The organism is Ruegeria sp. CDSC042 (genome assembly GCF_059610745.1).
In genome coordinates this window covers 445,259-466,402 of sequence record NZ_JBXWOF010000001.1, presented here as the reverse complement: position 1 = coordinate 466,402, position 21,144 = coordinate 445,259, and the positions used below count along the sequence as shown (strand labels likewise).

Genomic DNA, 21,144 nt, shown 5'->3' with positions numbered 1-21,144 from the left:
GTCCGTAATACGATTAACCGTTCTTTCCGGCTTACTTATCGCGATTTGATAAACCAGCCTTAAGATGTCTAAGTTGAAATAGAATCAGCATCCGGCCGATTTCGACATTATTCAGAGGTGCGCGTAAAAGCACATCCAACAAAGGGCAGACCGATCAATGACCGCGTTTCGAATAATTTCCCTGTTTGCCCTGATCGTGGCCTGCACACCACAAGAAACGCCCGCCACATCGCGCAGCGCGCAGTTCTCAGCCTTTCCCGACAAGTTGTTTGCTACGTTCGAGACATCTTGCAACGGCCCGGGTGAGGAATTTAGGAAAATCGGAAATCGTCAGTTCGAGTGTCAGGAACTTCTGCCTCCGAAGACCACAGCCTACCTGATTCTCAACTATGACGGCTATCCACAGAACCTACCCAAAAGTGTGACTCGGCTGACCGCCGAAAAAAATACAGGTGGCTATCTGGTTGAAGCGGATCTGTTTTTTAATGTGCCGCGCGAAACAGGGCCTGCTGCAAAAGTCCCTGTAGAAAGCAAAGAATTGGATAAAACCCTTAGCGCCATCTATCGAACGATGGGTGGGTCGCCATTTTAATTTTTGAAGAAGTGGTCGGGGCGGCAGGATTCGAACCTACGACCCCCTGTACCCAAAACAGGTGCGCTACCAGACTGCGCCACGCCCCGAACCGTGCGCCTTCCTAACCGTGCCGTTCTGATTTGAAAAGCCCTAACAGGGCCAAATTGCCGGACCATGTGAAAAAACTTTGTGCTGGATCTGTGTTCCAGGCGTGATCAGATAACGATCTGCGAGACCAGCGTTGATTTCCAACACCGCGAATACCGAATCGCCCCCTCCGATGGGGGTCAAATCACCGGGAATCGCGTTGTGATGAACTTTCGTTACCATACCCGTCTTATCTATGAAGATCAGGTCCAGAGGAATCAGCGTGTTCTTCATCCAGAACGCAACAGGTTGCGGCGGGTCAAATACAAACAGCATCCCTGAACGTACCGGAAGCGATTCTCGAAACATGAGTCCGCGCGATCGCTCCTGTGGCGACACGGCGAGTTCAATATCAAAGCCGATTTGGGACTTATCATTTTTCAGGCTAACACGATCTGTACGACAGGCGGCGTCTGCGCCACCGGCCCAAAGTAACAAGACAACAGTCAGAACCTTGAAAAGCCCTGCCATGACAGATCAGTCATCCATAGCTGCTTCCCAGGCCATAACCTGGGCCGCCATCCGACCACGCTGTCCGTCTATGACCCGCATGGCCAATGCTTCACCGGGTTGCAGATCCGCAAGCCCCGAACGGCGTAGAACCTCAATATGCAGGAACACATCCTCGCCACGCCCGAATACATTAGCGAAGCCAAACCCTTTGCCCTTGTCGAACCACTTAACCCGCGCAGCCACCAAAGGGGCCGCTGCAATCTCAACTGGATCAAGTTCAGCAAAATCCGCGAGCATCATCGTATCGGCGCGCGCTGGCGGATCGACGCTGATGACTTCGACAGCCTGCACACCGCGATCAGTGCGATGCGTCATAATTTCGATGCCCGCCCCGTCTGCAACCGAGCTTTGACCGAAATTACGCAAAACGTTTACGTGCAGCAGAATATCCGGCCCACCTTCATCCGATACGACAAAGCCGTATCCTTTGGCAGGGTCGAACCATTTAACGTGTCCTCGGACGCGGTACATGTTGTTCAGATCTTCTGGCACTGTGGTCCCACTGCGTTTTTTTTCACTTTATTAAGGGTCCGATGTGTATGGGATTGACGCGCAAATTCAAGGTGAAAAATCCCTTTGTTATCTGCGCATTGCAATTCGCGACACGTGAACGTCATGGATTCAACCTCTGAATCTGCCATTCGGAAGCAGCGTCATCCCGGCACCACCTGAACCTGTCATGCAGACGAAATGCGCCGTCTGCCCAGAATTCGATTTCCGTCGGCACAAGCCGGTAACCACCCCAAAATTTAGGGCGCGGAGGGTTAGGGCCAAGCCTTGCGGTCACTTTCGCCACATCCGCCATCAGCGCGGAACGGCTGCTAAGCGGCTGAGATTGCTTAGACGCCCATGCACCAAGCCGACTTTTCAGTGACCTAGAGGCATAATATTCATCAGCCTTTGGTCCATCCTCGCGCGTGATTGTACCACGAACGCGGATTTGACGCCGCAAAGATTTCCAATGCATCACGAAGGCCGCCTTGCCAGCATTGTCCAACTCGCCTGCCTTGGCACTTTCGTAATTTGTGTAGAAAACGAAGGCGTCGGCTTCGATCTCTTTCAACAGCACCATTCGTACATTGGGCATACTATCTTCGCCCACGGTTGCCAGTGCAATCGCGTTAGGATCGTTGGGTTCACTCTTCACAGCTTCGCCCAGCCACCGCCCTGCTATTGCAAATGGGTCGGTTCCTGCGAAGATGCCATCACGTTCGCTCATTTCCATCCCCTGGAAACTATTGAGGGATACCCTAGGGCGAGTTCCCGCCACGGGCAAGAGTGCACGGCCTTGAAGCAGACCAGCCAATGGCATAAACCAACGCAACATAACGCGAAGACAGGCGGAGAACCGAACATGTCAAATCAGTTGATGGCCGGAAAGCGCGGCCTCATCATGGGACTGGCCAATGACAAATCAATCGCATGGGGAATCGCCCGCGCCTTGTCCGAGGCCGGGGCCGAGTTAGCATTCTCATATCAAGGGGATGCCTTGAAAAAGCGCGTTGACCCTCTGGCGGCACAGCTGGGCAGTGAAATCGTCCTGCCCTGCGATGTCAGCGATGAAGCCTCGATCGACGGATTGTTTGATGCGCTATCCGAGAAATGGGGAAAGCTGGACTTTGTTGTCCACGCAATCGGGTTTTCAGACAAGAATGAGCTACGCGGGCGCTACGTTGATACGTCGCGGGCGAATTTCAACCTCACGATGGACGTGTCGGTTTATTCCTTTACCGCCGTGATGCAGCGTGCCGAAAAGATGATGACCGAAGGCGGCAGCGCCATCACCCTGACCTATTACGGCGCCGAACAGGTGATGCCGCATTATAATGTCATGGGCGTTGCCAAAGCCGCGCTGGAAGCATCGGTCAAATATCTGGCCGAGGATTTAGGCAAGGACGGCATTCGTGTGAATGCGATCTCGGCCGGGCCGATCAAGACACTGGCCGCCAGCGGCATCGGCGACTTTCGCTATATCATGAAGTGGAACGAATATAACTCACCCCTGCGCCGCAATGTGACCATCGACGATGTGGGCAACTCGGCGCTGTATCTGCTTTCCGATCTAAGCGGCGGTGTCACTGGTGAGAACCTGCATGTGGATTCGGGATACCACATCGTCGGTATGAAAGCCGTTGATGCTCCAGACGTTGAGAAGGGTTGAATCATGAGTGCCAAGGACCGCCTGCCCCACGAAAAAGGCTTTCACATCAGCTGGGATCAGATTCACCGCGATTCCCGAGCGCTCGCTTGGCGGCTGGATGGGCAAGGTCCGAATGATGGGGCCTGGCGTGGCGTCGTTGCCATTACCCGTGGCGGTATGGCACCGGCGATGATTGTCAGCCGCGAGCTGGACATTCGCACAGTCGACACGATCAGCGTGCGCTCCTACCATCACCAGGATCAAGGCGAAGCCGAAGTGCTCAAAGCACCCGACGCTGACCTCATGGGCGACGGCACCGGAATCCTGATTGTCGACGATCTGGTCGACAGTGGCAAAACTCTGGAACTGGTGCGGGCGATGTATCCCAAGGCGCATTTCGCGACGGTTTATGCCAAGCCGAAAGGCCGCCCGATGGTTGACACTTTCATCACCGAAGTCAGCCAGGACACCTGGATTTTCTTCCCGTGGGATATGGCTTTGCAATATGTCGAACCCTACCGGGGCACGGATTGATCCGGCCCAAGCGCAGCAACTGACTGGGGCGCTGAGATGACCCGGACACGCACCGCCGCCACCTTTCCGCCCCCAGTCATGGAGGCGCGCCGGTGGATCGAAGGCGTGACCTTCCCTGAAGAGCGGCCCTTGATAAACGTAAGTCAGGCGGCCCCCGTTGATCCGCCTCCACTTGAGATGCGTCAGGCGATGGCGGCTTATGCGTCGGCCGAGGATTCCGCTCATCTCTATGGCCCGGTTCTGGGCAACAGCGCCCTCAGGTCTGAGCTTGCCAGCCAGATTTCGGATCATTATGGCGCACCTGTCGTACAGGAACAGGTTGCCATTACCTCTGGCTGCAATCAGGCCTTCGCCGCTGCGATTTCCTCCATCACAGACCAAGGGGATGAAGTCATTCTGCCCACGCCATGGTATTTCAACCATAAAATGTGGCTGGATATGACAGGTGTTAACGCCATTGATCTGAGAACTGATGATGGACTGTTGCCAGAGGTGAACGCGGCGCGGGATTTGATAACGGATAAGACCCGCGCCATTGCTCTGGTCACCCCGAACAATCCCGGCGGAGTCGAATACCCGGCTGAGCTGCTGCGCGCGTTTTTCGAACTGTCGCGCGAAACCGGAATTAAGCTTTTGGTTGATGAGACCTACCGCGATTTCGACAGCCGCAGCGGCCCGCCCCACGATCTGTTCGCTCAGCCGGGCTGGGATGACACTCTGATTCATCTATATTCGTTTTCAAAGGCCTACCGTCTGACTGGTCACCGAGTAGGTGCTGTTGCGACCAGTCCGTCGCTGCTGTCTGAGATTGAGAAATTTCTGGATACCGTCGCGATCTGTCCAAACCAAATCGGTCAGTTTGGTGCGTTTTGGGGGATGCAAAACCTGTCGCAATGGCTGGCCGATGAACGAAGGGAAATCCTCGACCGTCGCGCTGTCATTACAAGACAACTTCCCAAACTGACCAGTAAAGGATGGCGGTTGCTTGGGTTGGGCGCCTATTTTGCCTATTTCGAACACCCGTTTGACATCTCTTCGGATGATTTGGCCCGTCGGCTGGTTACGGATGCCAGCATTCTGTTGCTGCCAGGCACGATGTTCATGCCCGATCACGACCCGGCCGGGAAACGACAAGTCCGCATCGCATTTGCCAATCTTGATCGCAACGGAATTACGGAATTGTTTGACCGCCTGCACGCTCTCTCCTTCTAAGCTTGCCCCCCGGCGGTGCGCGTCGTATTCAGGGCCGCAACCGACAGGGCAAATACTTGCCGAATAAAACAAGAGGGCGCTATGGCCGCAGGCATGAAAAATCTATCAAAGACCTTTGTCTGGATCCTCATGGGTCTTTTGATGCTGGGCCTTGCAGGATTTGGCGCGACCAGCCTGACTGGAACTGTGCACACTGTGGCGCAGGTGGGCAACGAAGATATCTCGATTGACGATTACGTCCGCGAACTTCAGCGAGAAATCCGCGCGGTCGAAAGCCAGACCGGCCAGCCCCTGCAAATGTCACAGGCCCGCGATTTTGGCTTGGACCAGCTGGCTCTGTCGCGCCTCACCGCGCTGGCTGCTTTGGATAACGAAGTTGGTCTGCTGGGTATTTCGATCGGCGATGAAAATTTGCAGGAAGAAATCGTCTCGATCCCTGCGTTTCAGGGGCCTGATGGTTCTTTCGACCGTGAGGCATATCGCTTTCAGCTTGAACAGGTTGGCATGACCGACACCGAGTTTGAAACCGATCTGAGGAAAGAATCCGCACGGACCATCGTGCAGGATGCCGTGGTCAGCGGAGTAGAAATGCCCTCGATCCTGACTGAAGTTCTGACAGACTTTGTCGGTGCCCGCCGCAGCTTTACTGTTGCAACCGTTTCACCCGAAGCTTTGGCAGAGCCGGTTGCAACCCCAACCGATGAACAAATCCAGGCCTATTACGACGAGAACCAGGACCAGTTTTCCCTGCCCCGCACCAAAAAGCTGACCTATACGATTCTGTCGCCCAATATGCTGCTGGATAGTGTCGAGGTGGACGAAGATTCAGTTCTCCGGCTTTTCGAACAGCGCGCAGACGAGTTTCAGCAACCCGAACGCCGCCTTGTTGAACGCCTTTCTTTTTCTGATGACGCAGCTGCGCAAGATGCCATGGCACAGATTGAAGTTGGCGGGACAACCTTCGAACAACTTGTCCGTGACCGTGAGCTTGAGCTGAGCGACGTGGATCTGGGCGACGTTACCCGCGACGACCTAGGCGATGCGGCCGAGGCCATTTTCGCGGCTGAACTGGACACTGTTGTTGGACCTCTGCCCTCGGTATTCGGCCCTGCCCTTTTCCGTATCAACGGCTCGCTGGCTGAGAACAACACTCCCTTCGAAGACGCCGCCCCAGCTCTGCGCGAAGAGTTGGCCGCAGACCGTGCGCGCCGCCAGATCGAGGCTCAGTCCGAAGACATCAATGACCTGCTTGCAGGCGGGGCAACACTTGAGGAGTTGGCAGCCGAGACTGGGATGGAGCTGGGACAGATCGACTGGACTCGCGCCAGTCAGGATGGCGTGGCCGCATATGACGGTTTCCGCAGTGCAGCCGAAGCCGTGCAAGACGGAGATTTTCCCGAGATTGCATTCCTTGAGGACGGTTCGATCTTTGCGCTGCGCCTGAACGAAACGCTTCCTCGTCGGCCTGAACCGCTGGAATCAGCGCGTGATCGCGTTGCGGCGGCCTGGACACAGGTTCAAACTGACAAAGCGTTGGAAGACCACGCGAATGCCGTGTTGGAGCAGTTGCAGGAGAACGGGGATTTCACCACGACCGGTCTACCTCACCGCGTGGAAAACGCTCTGACACGAACTGCATTTCTAGAAGATGTACCCGCAGGGTTCATGCCGGAAGTGTTCGACATGGAACTAGGAAGCTATCGCGTCGTTCCCGGTGCCGGGGTCGCGTTGATCGTTCGACTTGACGAATTGTTGCCCCCTGCCGAGACCGATGAACGCCGTCAGGTTCAACAAGCGCTGGCCGCTCAGCTGAATCAGGCTCTGGCACAGAACATTTTCGATGCCTATGTTCGCGACGCCCAGGCCCGCGCCCGTCCTGTGGTGGATCAGCAAGCACTGAACGCCGTTCAGGCGAGCTATTAATTAAGAGACCGAATATGGCCCTGACCCCAGAGTTTGACAGCTTCGCCCGCGCCTATGAGGCCGGCGAAAACCAGGTCGTTTACACCCGTCTGGCAGCCGATCTTGATACGCCTGTCTCCTTGATGCTGAAACTGACCGGCGCGCAAAAAGACGCCTTTATGCTCGAGTCGGTGACTGGTGGCGAGGTCCGCGGACGGTATTCGATCATCGGTATGAAACCCGACCTGATCTGGCGCTGTCGCGCTGAGACCTCGGAACTGAACCGCTCGGCCCGGTTCGACCCGGACGCTTTCACGGCGCAGGATGGCGATCCGATGGACAACCTTCGGACGCTTCTGGCCGAAAGCCGGATCGAGCTGCCTGACGACCTTCCACAAGCTGCGGCGGGACTATTTGGCTATCTCGGTTACGACATGGTGCGCTTGGTCGAGTATCTGCCGAACATCAACCCCGACCCTTTGGGCCTGCCGGATGCCGTCATGCTGCGCCCTTCTGTCGTCGCGGTTCTGGATGGTGTGAAGGGCGAAGTCACGGTCGTTTCCCCCGCCTGGGTCAGCGATGGCCAGTCGGCCAAGGCTGCATATGCCCAGGCAGCCGAGCGCGTCATGGACGCAGTGCGCGATCTGGAGCGGGCGATGCCTGCTGAAACACGTGATCTTGGCGATGCGTACGAAGTCGCCCCGCCCGTCTCGAATTTTACCAAATCCGGCTATCTGGAGGCGGTCGAGAAAGCCAAGGAATACATCCGCGCTGGTGATATCTTTCAGGTAGTGCCAGCGCAGCGCTGGACGCAGGATTTCCCGCTGCCTCCATTTGCGCTGTACCGGTCGCTGCGGCGAACAAACCCGTCGCCCTTCATGTTCTATTTTAACTTTGGCGGGTTTCAGGTGATCGGCGCCAGCCCGGAAATCCTGGTGCGCGTGTTTGGCAATGAAGTCACCATACGACCCATCGCCGGGACGCGTCCACGTGGAGCGACCCCGGAAGAGGACAAGGCTTACGAAATTGAATTGCTGGCCGACAAGAAAGAACTGGCCGAACATCTGATGCTGTTGGATCTAGGCCGCAATGACACCGGGCGGGTTTCAAAGATCGGAACGGTGCGCCCGACCGAAGAGTTCATCATTGAACGGTACAGCCATGTTATGCACATCGTTTCAAACGTTGTGGGTGAGCTGGCCGAGGGTAAGGATGCGCTGGACGCCTTTTTTGCGGGAATGCCTGCGGGGACGGTCTCGGGCGCGCCCAAGGTACGAGCCATGGAAATCATTGATGAGCTTGAGCCGGAAAAACGCGGTGTCTACGGCGGCGGCGTCGGCTATTTCAGCGCCGGCGGAGACATGGACATGTGTATCGCCCTGCGAACGGCCATCGTTCAGGATCAAAAGCTATATATTCAGGCCGGTGGTGGCGTTGTGTATGATAGCGATCCAGAGGCTGAATTCATGGAAACCGTCCACAAGTCCAACGCCATCAGACGCGCTGCGGCTGACGCGGCCCGATTTACGCTGTCCGGCAAGAATTGATAAAGGCAGCCCGTCTGGGCTGCCTGTTTCGGGGAAGGATGTGATCGGGCTTATTGTGCCCCTTGCATCATCACCGCCGAAATAGGCGCCATTGCTACGCGGCCTCCGCGATCTTCCAGACCCCAAAGCAGCAAGGCGGATATGGTATCCGGGCGCAACCGGCCCAACATGACAACAGTGCCTTCCTGCCCGGCCCGGAACGCAGCCTGATCCAGGAAACGTCGCATGATTTTTGCATCCTGCCGCGCGCCGTCGATATCCCTGAAAATTACCGCAGACGGAATTCCATTACGGGAGGCCAACTTCTGTACCGTGTTGAGCCCGTTATCCTGAGTGATAAGTCCTCGACCCGTTCCACCGGCGATGGCGGCGACCTGATCCGCCAGTTTCCGGTTACCCTGGATGCCGGATCCATCACCTTCAAGAATTCCTACAGTCTCGGGCAACGCTTCTAGCCACACCGAAAGCGATACCTCAGCATCCTGTGCGCTGGCCGCCTTGGGCAGGTCAGCAGTGACCATCACTTCGAACCCGGCCGCCCGATGTCGAGCCATTTTCTCAGCTGCATCGGGGTCTGATGGGCGCACCGCAAACGTAAGCGGATATGGGAAATCCTGAAGCGCCTCGGCGCCATATGCACCTTCATCGTCAATCAGAATGATCGACATGAGGGGTTTGGAATCCGGATTGTCAAACTTCTCTGCGAAGGCCTCGATCGGTTTACCTACAGGAACCTCTTCCTGCGGATCTTGGGCTGCTTCATCATCTCGTTCAGTCAAAGGCACTACACGACGCCCGATAGTGGTATTTCCCGACGAGTTGTCCTCTACGCCGATCTGCGGAACCGAGGCGATACGCGGTAGCGGCTGACTGGGCAGCGTGTCCTCGTCCCCTTCCACTGCGATTGGGCTATCCTCCGGATTCACCTCCAGCTCGATTGATTCCGAAGGCGAGACTTCAGGCAAGGGCTCGGCAAGAGCAACCTGATCAGCCGGTGGCTCAGGGGCATCTTCTGCGGCATCTGGGCTAAGGTCGGCAAGCGGCGCAGGCTGAACGGGGACAGGCATTCGCGGAACGACCGGGGCCTCACTCGAAATGCTTACGGAATCCGCCTCGCTGGGCGTCGGCGCTTCGACCGGAACGCTTACGTCATTCACTACCGGCTGGCTGTCCGGGGCGTTCTCAGCTTCGGATAAACCCGCCAGAGAATCCTCTTCTTCGACTTCATTCTCGGGCGTCTGCGCAGGGAGTTTGAGCAGATCGGCATCTGCACCCGCCTCAGCGACAACCTCGGAGCTCTCCGACGTCTGCACCGGTGCAGGTTCTGGTGCGACTGTCGCTATGGACGGCTTTTTCGACAGCGGCGCGTTGAGCGATAAGACTGCCCCCAGCACCACAACGACAACTGCGCCTGCGATCATTCCGCCGACAAATCCGCCCATAATATTTGCCTCTCGCCTTAGTCCTGCTGCCTTGCCCTTGCACCATCTGTTGTGGCACCTGCCTGCAGGACCGCCAAGTTCGGGATGCACCCTTGACGCTGCCCCACAAGCCTGAGCATGTATGTGCCAACACTATACCGTGGCCTTGGGTTGCATCGCCAGCCCGAAATGACCAACACGAGACAAGAGCCAAATGCTGCTGCTGATCGACAACTACGACTCATTTACCTACAACCTCGTACATTATTTAGGCGAACTTGGCTCGGAAATGGTCATTCGAAGGAATGACGCGCTGGACGTGCAAGAAGCGATGGCCATGAACCCCGCTGGCATCCTGCTCAGCCCTGGCCCTTGCGACCCTGACCGGGCAGGCATTTGCCTTGCCCTGACCGAGGCAGCCGCCGAAACACGGACGCCTTTGTTGGGTGTCTGCCTTGGCCATCAGACCATAGGTCAGGTTTTCGGTGGAAAAGTCACGCGTTGCCATGAGATTGTGCATGGCAAAATGGGAACAATGCACCACACCGGTAAAGGTGTGTTCGCGGGCCTGCCCACGCCGTTTGAGGCGACGCGCTATCATTCGCTGATTGTGGATCGCGATACTCTGCCCGATAGCCTGGAGATTACGGCGGAATTGGAAGATGGCACCATAATGGGCCTCCAGCACCGCGAACTGCCCATTCATGGCGTACAGTTCCACCCGGAATCCATCGCTTCCGAGCACGGCCACGCGTTGCTCAAGAATTTCCTGTCCGAGATGAAAGTTCCCGCATGAGCGACGCCCTGAAACCGCTGATCGGAGTTGCCGCCGACCGCCCCCTGACACGCGCCGAAGCGGAAGAAGCCTTTGGGATCCTGTTTGACGGCGCCGCAACACCCAGCCAGATCGGCGGGCTTTTGATGGCTATGCGCACACGCGGTGAGACCGTCGATGAATATGCCGCCGCCGCTGCCGTGATGCGTGCAAAATGCAATGCAGTTCAGGCACCAGCTGGCGCGATGGATATCGTAGGCACCGGCGGTGACGGCAAGGGAACGCTGAATATCTCCACCGCGACCGCCTTTGTGGTTGCGGGTGCCGGTGTCACCGTGGCCAAACACGGCAACCGGAACCTGAGTTCTAAATCCGGAGCCGCAGATGCGCTAGGCCAGCTGGGTATCAACGTTATGGTCGGCCCGCAAACCGTTGAAAATGCACTGCAAGATGTCGGAATCGGATTCATGATGGCCCCCATGCATCACCCGGCGATTGCGCATGTCATGCCCACCCGGCAAGAGCTTGGGACACGGACGATCTTTAACATTCTCGGTCCGCTGACCAATCCGGCAGGCGTCAAGCGGCAGTTGACCGGAGCCTTTAGCCGAGAGTTGATCCGCCCGATGGCCGAAACGTTGGGCCTGCTTGGGTCCGACCGCGCATGGCTGGTACACGGATCGGACGGCACAGACGAATTGACCATCACGGGTATCAGTTGGATTGCGGCCCTCGAAGACGGCACAATTAAAGAGGTCGAGCTTCACCCCGAAGATGCAGGGCTGCCGGTACATCCCTTCGAGGACATTCTCGGCGGAACCCCCGAGGAAAACGCAGTAGCCTTCCGAGCTCTTCTAGACGGTGAGGCCTCTGCCTATCGCGATGCGGTATTGTTGAATGCCGCAGCAGCCCTGGTCGTCGCAGAGGCCGCTGCTGATCTGCGCGAAGGTGTCGCAAAAGCCGCTGAAAGTATCGACAGCGGAAAAGCCAAAGACAAGATCGCGGCCCTGGCCCGCATTACTCAGGAGGCCGCATGACCGAAACGGTTCTGGACAAAATCAAAGCTTACAAGCTCGAAGAGGTCGCTTCGGACAAGGCCAATAAGTCTCTGGAAGCTGTTGAAAACGAAGCAAGATCAGCCTCTGAACCGCGCGGATTCGCATCGGCGTTGCAAATGGCTGTACGCAGCGGGTACGGGCTGATTGCAGAAGTCAAAAAAGCCAGCCCCTCCAAAGGTCTGATCCGCGCTGACTTTGATCCACCAGCACTTGCACAAGCTTACGAAGAAGGCGGCGCTGCCTGCCTTTCCGTGTTGACCGACACGCCCAGCTTTCAGGGTGCCAAAGAGTTTCTGGTTCAGGCACGCGCAGCCTGTTCTTTGCCGGTTCTACGCAAAGATTTCATGTACGATCCCTATCAGGTGGCTGAAGCCCGCGCTCTTGGGGCGGATTGTATTCTGATCATCATGGCCTCGGTTGATGACAGCCAGGCGGCTGAATTGGAACAGACCGCCTTTGACTGGGGCATGGACGTTCTGATTGAAGTTCATGATGAAGCCGAGCTGGAACGTGCAACGCAGCTCAAAAGCCCGTTGATTGGGATAAACAACCGTAATCTCAAGACCTTCGAGACCACTCTTGATACGACACGCCGCCTGTCAAAACTAGTTCCCGCTGACCGGACCATCGTTTGCGAAAGCGGGTTGAGCACTCCAGCAGACTTGGCCGATATCGCCCGTTTCGGTGCGCGTTGTTTTCTAATTGGCGAGAGCCTGATGCGTCAGGATGACGTCGCAGCAGCGACACACGATCTGCTGTCGCGTCCGCTCAGCCCGGGTGTGATGTGATGCCGCTGACTCATTTTGATGCCCAGGGTCAGGCTCATATGGTCGATGTGTCGAACAAGCCCATCACGGATCGTGTCGCCGTCGCAGCGGCTCATATCACGATGGCACAAGATACGTTCGACTTGATCGCAGAAGGTCGCGCCCAAAAAGGTGACGTCTTGGGGGTTGCACGTCTGGCCGGTATCATGGGGGCAAAGAAGACACCCGATCTGATCCCGCTATGTCACCCACTGCCAGTGACCAAAGTTACCGTAGACCTGACACTGGACCCAGAATTACCCGGCATACAGGTACAGGCAACCGTCAAGACATCTGGTCAAACCGGCGTGGAAATGGAGGCGCTGACAGCGGCCTCAACCGCCGCACTGACCATATACGACATGGCCAAAGCCGTCGATAAGGCAATGGAAATTGGCGGCATTCGCGTCTTGCTAAAAGATGGCGGTAAATCAGGTCGTTACGAGGCGAAATGATAACCGTTGAAAGCGCCCGGACGCAGCTATTCGATCTTGTAAACACCCTCCCCTCCGAGCCGGCTCCCTTGATGGATGCGGCGGGTAGAGTACTGGCCGAGAATGTAGCAGCCACACGCGATCAGCCACCATTCGCTTCGTCTTCTATGGATGGCTACGCGGTAAAGTCGACCGAGGTCGAGCTGCACGCCATGTTCAAAGTCATTGGCGAGGCTGCGGCCGGTCGGCGATTTGACGGTCAGGTTGGACCCGGACAGGCGGTTCGAATCTTCACTGGCGCCCCTATTCCTGAAGGTGCAGATTTTGTTGTCATTCAAGAGGATGTTGATCGCCGAGGTGACCTAATCACCATTTCTGATCTGCCGGGCCCTAAATCCAACATTCGTCCAAAAGGCGTCGATTTCGAAATTGGCGCCAAGATTACGGCTCCACGTCGTTTGAGCCCCGAGGATCTGGCGCTTTTGGCGGCGATGAATATCCCCATGGTGCCGGTTGCACGTAAACCCGTGGTCGCGCTGATCGCAACCGGGGATGAATTGATCATGCCCGGCGAAACACCGGGACCGGATCAGATAATCGCCTCAAACACCTTTGGTATCAAAGCCTTGCTAGAGGATGTTGGAGCGCATGTGCGGGTTCTGCCCATCGCCTCTGACACGGTTTCGTCCCTCGAGACCGCCTTTGCCCTAGCAGCCGACGTTGATTTGGTGGTTACGATCGGCGGTGCCTCGGTTGGGGATTATGATCTTGTCTCTCAGGTCTCCACCGCACTGGGGTTGGAGCGGAGTTTTTACAAAATCCGCATGCGCCCCGGCAAACCGCTGATGGCCGGTCGCTTGGGCGATTGCGTGATGGTTGGACTTCCGGGTAATCCGGTCAGCGCAATGGTTTGCAGCTATCTGTTTCTTGCCCCGATGATCCGTAAGATGCTGGGCCTGGAACAGGTTCTGACCCCGCTTCAAAGCGCCAATTTAACTGAGGCTATCCCAGCGAATGGGCCGCGCGAGCATTACATGCGCGCTATCGTGACTGGTGATGGAATTAAAGCCTGCCAAAACCAGGACAGTTCGCTGCTCAGCGTACTTGCCGAAGCAAACGCGCTTTTGGTTCGGCAACCCAATGACCCGGCACGCCTGGCCGGAGACGAAGTGATGTTCCTTCCGATCTGAGTCCCTACAAGATCATTGACACAAAACGTGAACATGCGTAGAACAAAAGAAAACGCATGAGCGACGAGGTGTGAGCAATGCTGACCAAGAAGCAGTTGGATTTGTTGGAGTTCATCCATAAACGCGTTCAGGCGGATGGCGTCCCCCCAAGTTTCGATGAAATGAAAGCTGCGCTGGACCTGCGGTCCAAATCCGGCATCCATCGGTTGATCACAGCGCTTGAAGAACGCGGCTTTATCCGTCGTCTGGCCCATCGTGCCCGTGCCATCGAAATCGTCAAACTTCCTGAAAGCCTGGGAGGAGAGCCAACAGTCGCTTTCAAACCCCGTGTTATCGAAGGTGACAAGCCCGAAGGCAGGCGCCCCGCGAATTTCGAACCAGTGACCGTAGACGCAATGGAATTGCCGGTCATGGGACGCATCGCAGCAGGTGTTCCGATCGAGGCGATCAGCCATGTCTCGCACCGCGTTGCCGTCCCCGGAAGCATGGTTTCCGGCAGAGGCGAGCACTACGCACTTGAAGTACGCGGCGATTCGATGATTGACGCTGGCATCAACGACGGCGATGTGGTCGTCATCCGCGAAACCTCCGTGGCTGATAATGGTGATATCGTTGTCGCGCTGGTCGAAGATCAGGAAGCAACGCTCAAACGGTTCTTTCGGAGAGGTCAGGCGATAGCGCTTGAGGCTGCCAACCCGGCCTATGAAACGCGTGTACTGCCCGAAGATAAGGTCAAGGTTCAGGGCCGTTTGGTTGGGCTCATCCGAAGCTATTGATCTTTAGTTGTCTGGCGACCACAGCCTTTTGCCTATGACTTCGGCACTGGTCATTACGTTTCCGCCGGACAGTGCAATACTTCCTGTCTTGTTCAACAACTCGGGATCAATCACCATACAGGTGCCGGACAGCTGGACCGGAACAGCAGAGATGACGATTTGGTCATCTCCACATTCGCTGAATTCGCGCGCAGATCGTTTGCCAGTGAGGTGAATCAGCTCTTTGCCCTGCCAGAAATATCTTTGCGACAGATCTTTCCCATCGGGCCAGCGATTTGCGGCAGTTTTCTGGCTCGCGCCGTCTCCGTCGTTTTCAAGCCATACGGTTGCAATAAATTTGCTGCCCTTTTCCTTGCTCAGCGCGCGCCCCTGATCAGTCATCACACCAACCAACCCACCGGAGTCTGCGACCAAAACTTCCGGACGGTTACCGTGCCCCCAAAGCGCAATCGCCACCATGCTAGGTGCGACGCCGACCCACCTTGCCCCACCGCGCCACAAGGCGATCCAGAGCGCGCCCAATGCAAATATGGGCAAGACGTAGGACGGTGGACTGACCACATAACCTTGCGCACCTTCCAGTCCCGAGATCCAGTCTGAAACCGCCAGAATCCATTCCAAACCTGCCCCCATGACCGCCAGCCCAATCCACTCAAGCCCGAATGGCGCCAGGATTGCGGCAATAACGGCCGCAGGAACCACGACGGTTCCCATCACCGGGACCGACAGCATATTCGCAACCAGCCCATAGTGAGACAGTGAATTGAAATGCGCCGCCCCAATCGGTGCGGTGGCAAGCCCCGCTATGGCAGATGACATCAACACCCCGATAATGGGCCGTAGCCATTTCGGCCCGAAAGCAGAATCGAAACCGCGTAAGGCTCCGAAAACGGCCACCAGTGCCGTTGTTGCAGCAAAGGACATTTGAAAACCGGGGCTTAACAGAGATTCTGGTCGCAACGACAGCACGATAAGGGCAGCGACGGCCACCGCGCGTAGCGAAATTGACCTTCTGTCGATCAAAATGGCCCCCAGCATTACGCTGACCATGATAAAGGCCCGCTCTGTTGCGACATTCCCGCCAGACAGCAATAGATAAACAACCGCCGCGACCAAGGCGCAAACCGCTGCAATCTTGCGGACCGGAAGTCTAAGAGCAAGCACCGGGACAGCTGACAGCGTGACCCTGAAGATCAGATAAACAAAACCTGTCAACAACCCCATATGCAATCCGGATATCGCCAACAGATGAGCCAGATTAGATGCCCGTAGATTGTTCAGCGTTTCCTGACCCATTCCGCTGCGATCACCCGTCGTGACAGCCGCGGCGAAACCTCCGACCTCTCCAGGCAGCAATGCGCGCACATGTTCAGAAATCGCCATCCTCCACGCCGTGATGCGGAGATTGGCCCTGTCCGGCGGGGCAACCGACAACACCGGTACGCGCGTGTATCCGACTGCCCCTAAACGTTGAAACCATGCGTGGCGACGGAAATCGAAACCGCCGGGCTCTACCGGCCCCTGAGGTGGCGACAGATGACCTGTTGTCATGATCCTTTGCCCAGGAACCAGCGCGACATCCCCACCATGCAGGGAAAGTCGGACGCGCTGCGGTCGTCGATCCAAGGGCACGTCCCCTAATCGCACCCGATCGAGCGTCACCCGCAGCGCATCCGACGCAGAGCGGTCTATGGCGACAACACGTCCCTCGACCGGGCCATAGTACCGCCAAGACAGAACCGGCTCTGCCACCGTATGGGCACGTGCGCCGGCCAGGATAAACCCGGCAGCGATCAGCGTCCCCCCGATTGCCAACGAAGCCCAGCCAGACCGCGATTTGCGGGCCATCCCCATAGCCGCAACAATCACCGCGCTGAAACAAATGTAAATCTGCCACCCCGGCTCGAACCGGAGCGCGAAATACAGGCCGATGCCAATGGCCAAGCACACTGGTGACCACTGAAACAAATAGCCTGTCTGGTTCAGCAATGCGGTCTCGACCCGTGCCAGAACACGCATGGTTGCCCCCGTCCTTCGGGCTCGTTAGACAGGCGCCAAGTTAAGCCCGACACGGTTACCAAAAGGTTAATCCACACTATGTCCGATCAGGTCGTCACCCGTTTTGCACCTTCACCCACTGGTTTTCTTCACATCGGTGGCGCGCGCACTGCATTGTTCAACTGGCTCTTTGCTCGGGGACGTGGTGGCAAGTTCTTGTTGCGGATTGAAGACACGGACCGCGAACGCTCAACGCCAGAGGCTACTGCAGCAATTCTTCAGGGGATGTCCTGGTTGGGCCTGGACCATGATGGCGATGTGATCAGCCAATTCGAAGGCGCCCCGCGTCATGCTGAAGTGGCACATCAGCTGCTGGCGGACGGCAAAGCCTACAAATGTTTTTCGACCCAGGACGAGATCTCAGCCTTTCGCGAACAGGCGCGTGCAGAGGGAAAATCGACGCTGTTCCAGAGCCCCTGGCGCGACGCTGACCCTTCGACCCAACCTGACGCCCCATATGCGATCCGCATAAAGGCACCGCGGGACGGGGTCACCGTGATCCGCGATCAGGTTCAGGGCGACGTGACAATCCGCAACGATCAGTTGGACGACATGATCCTGCTGCGCTCGGACGGAACACCGGTTTATATGCTGGCGGTTGTTGTGGATGATCACGACATGGGTGTGACCCATCTTATCCGGGGCGACGATCACCTGAACAATGCCGCACGCCAGATGATGATCTATGAAGCCATGGGTTGGGATGTTCCGGTCTGGGCACATATTCCGCTGATTCATGGTCCGGACGGCAAGAAACTATCCAAACGTCACGGAGCTTTGGGTGCCCAAGAATATCAGGCGATGGGGTACCCGGCCGCGGGTATGCGCAACTATCTAGCCCGTCTCGGCTGGAGCCATGGGGATGACGAATTCTTTACAGATGAGCAGGCGAAAGAGTGGTTCGATCTGGCTGGAATCGGTAAAAGCCCTGCACGGTTCGATCTGAAAAAGCTCGAGAATCTATGTGGTCAGCATATTCCAATCACTGGCGATGCCGCGTTGCGGCAGGAAATTCAGGGATACTTGGCGGCGGCGGGACTGCCCGCTCTCACCAATGCACAATCAGGTGATCTGGAACGTGCGATGTATTGCCTCAAGGATCGGGCACGCACATTCCCGGAACTCCTTGAAAAAGCGCATTTTGTGCTGACGTCACGCCCGATTAAACCTGATGAGAAGGCTGCAAAGGCGCTGTCCTCTGTATCCGACGGTATACTGAGTGAATTGACGCCGCACGTGCAAAATGCTAGCTGGACCCGGAACGAACTGGAGAGTGCCCTGAACTCGTTTGCAGAAGCGAAAGGGCTAAAGTTTGGCAAGCTGGCAGGGCCGTTGCGCGCTGCATTGGCTGGTCGGGCTGTAACGCCTTCGGTTTTTGATATGATGCTTGTGCTTGGGCGGGATGAAACCCTGGCACGGCTCTCCGACGCAGCGACATAACCAAAGGTTTCACATTTGGGTAACGCTGCTCCGCTAACACCCGGGCTGCGCCCCTGTGCGCAACCGTTGCCCGCCGAAACGGACGACGATCCGTTTCACGTATGAATGAGGAAGGGACATTATGACCGACAGCAATAAATCAGCCACTTTGACCGTACATGGTAAAACATACGAGTTGCCGGTTCATTCGCCTACCGTGGGACCTGATGTCATCGACATCCGCAAGCTGTACAGCGAAGCGGATGTGTTCACCTATGACCCCGGCTTCACCTCGACAGCCAGCTGCGACAGCACCATCACCTATATCGACGGCGAAAAAGGTGAACTGCTGCACCGTGGCTATCCGATCGACCAGTTGGCCGAGAAATCGCATTTCCTCGAAGTGTGCTACCTGTTGCTTTATGGAGAGCTGCCGGCGGCCAAGGAACTGGAAAAGTTTGAAACCACGATCACCCGCCACACCATGCTGCACGAACAGATGCAGTATTTCTATCGTGGCTTCCGCCGTGATGCGCATCCGATGGCGATCATGGTTGGTGTCGTGGGCGCGATGTCTGCGTTCTATCACGATTCGACCGATGTTTCGGACCCGCATCAGCGTGAGGTCGCATCCCATCGTCTGATCGCCAAGATGCCGACCATCGCTGCCTGGGCTTACAAGTATCACACCGGTCAGCCCTTCGTGTACCCGCGCAACGATCTGGATTATGCTTCAAACTTCCTACGCATGTGCTTCAGCGTCCCTGCCGAAGAATATGAGGTGAACCCAATCCTCAGCCGCGCGATGGACCGCATCTTTACTCTACACGCGGATCACGAACAGAATGCCTCGACTTCGACTGTGCGTTTGGCCTCCTCCTCGGGGGCGAACCCGTTTGCGTGTATTGCCGCTGGTATCGCGTGTCTTTGGGGCCCTGCCCATGGCGGCGCAAACCAGGCCTGCCTTGAAATGCTGGAAGAAATTGGCACGGTTGACCGTATCCCGGAATATATCGCCCGCGCCAAAGACAAGGCTGATCCGTTCCGCCTGATGGGCTTTGGTCACCGCGTCTATAAGAACTTTGACCCGCGCGCCAAGGTTATGAAGCAATCCGCCGACGAAGTGTTGGATCTGCTGGGGATTGAGGACAATCCCAAGCTGCAAGTCGCCAAGGCGTTGGAAAAACAGGCGTTGGAAGATCCGTATTTCTCCGAAAAGAAACTGTTCCCGAACGTGGACTTCTATTCGGGAATCATCCTCGAGGCGATGGGTTTCCCGACGTCGATGTTCACCCCGATTTTCGCACTGTCGCGCACCGTTGGCTGGGTCAGTCAGTGGAAAGAGATGATCGCAGATCCACAGAACAAAATCGGCCGCCCGCGCCAGCTCTATCTGGGCGAAACCAGTCGCGATTACGTGGACATCGAAAAACGCTGATTTCGATCCCCAACAAACCAAACAGCCTCGGACCAGAATCCGGGGCTGATTTGTTAGAAAAGCGTCAACTGGTCCCCGGCTTGGGGCGGGATATCGAACAAATCGCACCGCAGCTTCGGGGTGCGCGTTGCAAGGCCTAGCCGCTTTACAGCCAGTGAAAACCGCTTAGCCACCATCTCGGCATATTCGCCCTCACCGCGCATTCGGTGGCCCCAGCGCGGATCATAGTCCCTGCCCCCGTGCATTTGCCGAAGCTTGGACATGACTTTTTCGGCGCGCGTTGGCTCTTGCTCTTGCAGCCAGGTTTGCCAAAGTTCCGAAACTTCGCGCGGCAGCCGCAGCATAATCCAGCTTGCTGCATCCGCCCCGGCATCCCTGCCCGCCTCTAACAGGCTTTCCATCTCATGATCTGTCAAACCGGGAATAGAAGGAGAGGTCATGACCCGCACCGGAACCCCCGCTTCGGTCAGCCTGCGAATGATTTTCAGGCGCCGATTTGGCGCGGGCGCCCGTGGCTCCATTCGGCGCGATAAATCCGCATCCAACGTGGTCAGAGATATCCCGACCCGAACCAAACCCTGTTCCGCCATCTGTGCGAACAGATCGAGGTCACGTTCGATCAGTGCCCCCTTGGTCACAATCGCGACCGGATGGCGAAACTCTGCAAGCACCGACAAACAAGACCTTGTGATTCCAAGGTTTTTTTCAACTGGCTGATAAGGGTCGGTATTGGTTCCAATCGCAATCGGCGCAACACTGTAACCTTTCGCAGAAAGCTCTTTGCGAAGAAGCTCGGCCGCATTGGGTCGGGCAATCAAGCGCGTCTCAAAATCCAGCCCCGGCGACAGGCCCAGATAGGCGTGGCTGGGCCGTGCAAAGCAATAGATGCAGCCGTGCTCGCACCCCCGGTAGGGGTTGATCGAACGATCAAATGGCAAGTCGGGGGAGCGGTTATAAGTGATTATGCTGCGTGCCGTCTCGTGCCTGACTTCAGTCCGCAACGGAGGAAGATCGTCATCATACCCCCAGCCGTCATCGCAGGGGATTGTGTCAAACCGTTCGAATCTGCCTGCCGTATTTTCCGTGGCTGCTCGCCCCTTGGCAATGGCCGAAGGAAGGTTTGTTCTACTTTTGTTCATGCTATTTGGTATATGGAATATCGACCGGTCCGGCAAGCGGCACATTTACCTTGCTGAGGCA

General features: G+C 56.7%; 20 protein-coding genes and 1 tRNA gene. 14 read left to right on the top strand and 7 right to left on the bottom strand.

The window, feature by feature from the left end; translation table 11 throughout:
* The first annotated feature begins 157 nt into the window (after window positions 1-157).
* Window positions 158-592, top strand: coding sequence for a hypothetical protein (locus AC2FHX_RS02325; RefSeq protein ID WP_281972049.1), 435 nt, complete (start codon window positions 158-160; stop codon window positions 590-592).
* Window positions 593-604: 12 nt separating this feature from the next.
* Here the strand turns inward: AC2FHX_RS02325 and AC2FHX_RS02320 are convergent.
* The 4 genes from AC2FHX_RS02320 to pdxH all read right to left on the bottom strand — a co-directional run bounded on the left by AC2FHX_RS02320 (window position 605) and on the right by pdxH (window position 2,453).
* Window positions 605-681, bottom strand: a tRNA-Pro gene (locus tag AC2FHX_RS02320).
* 43 nt (window positions 682-724) lie between these two features.
* Complete coding sequence (locus tag AC2FHX_RS02315; RefSeq protein WP_281972048.1) at window positions 725-1,192, bottom strand: DUF192 domain-containing protein; 468 nt, start codon at window positions 1,190-1,192, stop codon at window positions 725-727.
* A gap of 6 nt (window positions 1,193-1,198) precedes the next feature.
* A complete protein-coding gene (locus AC2FHX_RS02310) occupies window positions 1,199-1,705 on the bottom strand; it encodes a cold-shock protein (RefSeq protein WP_282021219.1) in 507 nt (168 codons plus the stop codon).
* Between the two features lie 142 nt (window positions 1,706-1,847).
* Entirely contained in the window at window positions 1,848-2,453 is a 606-nt protein-coding gene (gene pdxH, locus AC2FHX_RS02305) for a pyridoxamine 5'-phosphate oxidase (protein WP_496700415.1), read from the bottom strand.
* A 135-nt stretch (window positions 2,454-2,588) separates the two neighbouring features.
* On the opposite strand from pdxH, the gene fabI reads away from it, so the two are divergent.
* The 5 genes from fabI to trpE all read left to right on the top strand — a co-directional run bounded on the left by fabI (window position 2,589) and on the right by trpE (window position 8,569).
* A complete protein-coding gene (gene fabI / locus AC2FHX_RS02300) occupies window positions 2,589-3,395 on the top strand; it encodes an enoyl-ACP reductase FabI (RefSeq protein WP_142633624.1) in 807 nt (268 codons plus the stop codon).
* 3 nt (window positions 3,396-3,398) lie between these two features.
* Window positions 3,399-3,908 (top strand): xanthine phosphoribosyltransferase, encoded by a 510-nt coding sequence (gene gpt / locus AC2FHX_RS02295; RefSeq protein WP_142633622.1) that lies wholly within the window; start codon window positions 3,399-3,401, stop codon window positions 3,906-3,908.
* Between the two features lie 36 nt (window positions 3,909-3,944).
* Complete coding sequence (locus tag AC2FHX_RS02290; protein ID WP_496700416.1) at window positions 3,945-5,120, top strand: aminotransferase; 1,176 nt, start codon at window positions 3,945-3,947, stop codon at window positions 5,118-5,120.
* Between the two features lie 81 nt (window positions 5,121-5,201).
* On the top strand, window positions 5,202-7,043 hold the full coding sequence (locus tag AC2FHX_RS02285) for a peptidylprolyl isomerase (RefSeq protein ID WP_496688185.1): 1,842 nt from the start codon (window positions 5,202-5,204) through the stop codon (window positions 7,041-7,043).
* Window positions 7,044-7,057: 14 nt separating this feature from the next.
* Window positions 7,058-8,569 (top strand): anthranilate synthase component I, encoded by a 1,512-nt coding sequence (gene trpE, locus AC2FHX_RS02280; RefSeq protein ID WP_281994570.1) that lies wholly within the window; start codon window positions 7,058-7,060, stop codon window positions 8,567-8,569.
* 50 nt (window positions 8,570-8,619) lie between these two features.
* Here the strand turns inward: trpE and AC2FHX_RS02275 are convergent, their stop codons facing one another.
* On the bottom strand, window positions 8,620-10,011 hold the full coding sequence (locus tag AC2FHX_RS02275) for a divergent polysaccharide deacetylase family protein (protein ID WP_496700417.1): 1,392 nt from the start codon (window positions 10,009-10,011) through the stop codon (window positions 8,620-8,622).
* A gap of 193 nt (window positions 10,012-10,204) precedes the next feature.
* Between AC2FHX_RS02275 and AC2FHX_RS02270 the strand changes: the two genes are divergently transcribed.
* From AC2FHX_RS02270 to lexA, 6 genes are all read left to right on the top strand, one after another.
* Window positions 10,205-10,786 carry an anthranilate synthase component II gene (locus AC2FHX_RS02270; protein WP_496700418.1) on the top strand — a complete coding sequence of 194 codons (582 nt, stop codon included), beginning with the start codon at window positions 10,205-10,207 and terminating at the stop codon, window positions 10,784-10,786.
* Window positions 10,783-11,802, top strand: coding sequence for an anthranilate phosphoribosyltransferase (gene trpD, locus AC2FHX_RS02265; RefSeq protein WP_496700419.1), 1,020 nt, complete (start codon window positions 10,783-10,785; stop codon window positions 11,800-11,802). The genes AC2FHX_RS02270 and trpD overlap by 4 nt, the downstream gene beginning before the upstream one ends.
* Window positions 11,799-12,611, top strand: a complete 813-nt coding sequence (gene trpC, locus AC2FHX_RS02260; RefSeq protein ID WP_496700420.1) for an indole-3-glycerol phosphate synthase TrpC — start codon at window positions 11,799-11,801, stop codon at window positions 12,609-12,611. The genes trpD and trpC overlap by 4 nt, the downstream gene beginning before the upstream one ends.
* Window positions 12,611-13,084 carry a cyclic pyranopterin monophosphate synthase MoaC gene (moaC, locus tag AC2FHX_RS02255; RefSeq protein WP_496700421.1) on the top strand — a complete coding sequence of 158 codons (474 nt, stop codon included), beginning with the start codon at window positions 12,611-12,613 and terminating at the stop codon, window positions 13,082-13,084. The genes trpC and moaC overlap by 1 nt, the downstream gene beginning before the upstream one ends.
* Window positions 13,081-14,253, top strand: coding sequence for a molybdopterin molybdotransferase MoeA (locus AC2FHX_RS02250; protein ID WP_496700422.1), 1,173 nt, complete (start codon window positions 13,081-13,083; stop codon window positions 14,251-14,253). Before moaC ends, AC2FHX_RS02250 begins: the two co-directional genes overlap by 4 nt.
* A gap of 77 nt (window positions 14,254-14,330) precedes the next feature.
* The gene (lexA, locus tag AC2FHX_RS02245; RefSeq protein ID WP_496700423.1) at window positions 14,331-15,029 is read left to right on the top strand and encodes a transcriptional repressor LexA; all 699 of its coding nucleotides are present in this window, start codon (window positions 14,331-14,333) and stop codon (window positions 15,027-15,029) included.
* Between the two features lie 3 nt (window positions 15,030-15,032).
* On the opposite strand, the gene AC2FHX_RS02240 is transcribed toward lexA, so the two are convergent.
* Window positions 15,033-17,048: a ComEC/Rec2 family competence protein gene (locus AC2FHX_RS02240; protein ID WP_496700424.1), complete on the bottom strand. Its 2,016-nt coding sequence runs from the start codon at window positions 17,046-17,048 to the stop codon at window positions 15,033-15,035.
* Between the two features lie 78 nt (window positions 17,049-17,126).
* Here AC2FHX_RS02240 and gltX point away from each other — a divergent pair, with 78 nt between their 5' ends.
* Entirely contained in the window at window positions 17,127-18,527 is a 1,401-nt protein-coding gene (gene gltX / locus AC2FHX_RS02235; protein WP_496700425.1) for a glutamate--tRNA ligase, read from the top strand.
* 121 nt (window positions 18,528-18,648) lie between these two features.
* Complete coding sequence (gene gltA, locus AC2FHX_RS02230; protein ID WP_281972039.1) at window positions 18,649-19,944, top strand: citrate synthase; 1,296 nt, start codon at window positions 18,649-18,651, stop codon at window positions 19,942-19,944.
* 53 nt (window positions 19,945-19,997) lie between these two features.
* On the opposite strand, the gene AC2FHX_RS02225 is transcribed toward gltA, so the two are convergent.
* Window positions 19,998-21,083 carry a PA0069 family radical SAM protein gene (locus AC2FHX_RS02225; RefSeq protein ID WP_496700426.1) on the bottom strand — a complete coding sequence of 362 codons (1,086 nt, stop codon included), beginning with the start codon at window positions 21,081-21,083 and terminating at the stop codon, window positions 19,998-20,000.
* Between the last annotated feature and the right edge of the window lie 61 nt (window positions 21,084-21,144).

Bases quoted from the DNA above. Each gene is read 5' to 3' on its own strand.
- AC2FHX_RS02325 (WP_281972049.1), top strand. From the start codon at position 158: ATGACCGCGTTTCGAATAATTTCCCTGTTTGCCCTGATCGTGGCCTGC.
- AC2FHX_RS02315 (WP_281972048.1), bottom strand. From the start codon at position 1,192: ATGGCAGGGCTTTTCAAGGTTCTGACTGTTGTCTTGTTACTTTGGGCC.
- AC2FHX_RS02310 (WP_282021219.1), bottom strand. From the start codon at position 1,705: ATGTACCGCGTCCGAGGACACGTTAAATGGTTCGACCCTGCCAAAGGA.
- pdxH (WP_496700415.1), bottom strand. From the start codon at position 2,453: ATGAGCGAACGTGATGGCATCTTCGCAGGAACCGACCCATTTGCAATA.
- fabI (WP_142633624.1), top strand. From the start codon at position 2,589: ATGTCAAATCAGTTGATGGCCGGAAAGCGCGGCCTCATCATGGGACTG.
- gpt (WP_142633622.1), top strand. From the start codon at position 3,399: ATGAGTGCCAAGGACCGCCTGCCCCACGAAAAAGGCTTTCACATCAGC.
- AC2FHX_RS02290 (WP_496700416.1), top strand. From the start codon at position 3,945: ATGACCCGGACACGCACCGCCGCCACCTTTCCGCCCCCAGTCATGGAG.
- AC2FHX_RS02285 (WP_496688185.1), top strand. From the start codon at position 5,202: ATGGCCGCAGGCATGAAAAATCTATCAAAGACCTTTGTCTGGATCCTC.
- trpE (WP_281994570.1), top strand. From the start codon at position 7,058: ATGGCCCTGACCCCAGAGTTTGACAGCTTCGCCCGCGCCTATGAGGCC.
- AC2FHX_RS02275 (WP_496700417.1), bottom strand. From the start codon at position 10,011: ATGGGCGGATTTGTCGGCGGAATGATCGCAGGCGCAGTTGTCGTTGTG.
- AC2FHX_RS02270 (WP_496700418.1), top strand. From the start codon at position 10,205: ATGCTGCTGCTGATCGACAACTACGACTCATTTACCTACAACCTCGTA.
- trpD (WP_496700419.1), top strand. From the start codon at position 10,783: ATGAGCGACGCCCTGAAACCGCTGATCGGAGTTGCCGCCGACCGCCCC.
- trpC (WP_496700420.1), top strand. From the start codon at position 11,799: ATGACCGAAACGGTTCTGGACAAAATCAAAGCTTACAAGCTCGAAGAG.
- moaC (WP_496700421.1), top strand. From the start codon at position 12,611: ATGCCGCTGACTCATTTTGATGCCCAGGGTCAGGCTCATATGGTCGAT.
- AC2FHX_RS02250 (WP_496700422.1), top strand. From the start codon at position 13,081: ATGATAACCGTTGAAAGCGCCCGGACGCAGCTATTCGATCTTGTAAAC.
- lexA (WP_496700423.1), top strand. From the start codon at position 14,331: ATGCTGACCAAGAAGCAGTTGGATTTGTTGGAGTTCATCCATAAACGC.
- AC2FHX_RS02240 (WP_496700424.1), bottom strand. From the start codon at position 17,048: ATGCGTGTTCTGGCACGGGTCGAGACCGCATTGCTGAACCAGACAGGC.
- gltX (WP_496700425.1), top strand. From the start codon at position 17,127: ATGTCCGATCAGGTCGTCACCCGTTTTGCACCTTCACCCACTGGTTTT.
- gltA (WP_281972039.1), top strand. From the start codon at position 18,649: ATGACCGACAGCAATAAATCAGCCACTTTGACCGTACATGGTAAAACA.
- AC2FHX_RS02225 (WP_496700426.1), bottom strand. From the start codon at position 21,083: ATGAACAAAAGTAGAACAAACCTTCCTTCGGCCATTGCCAAGGGGCGA.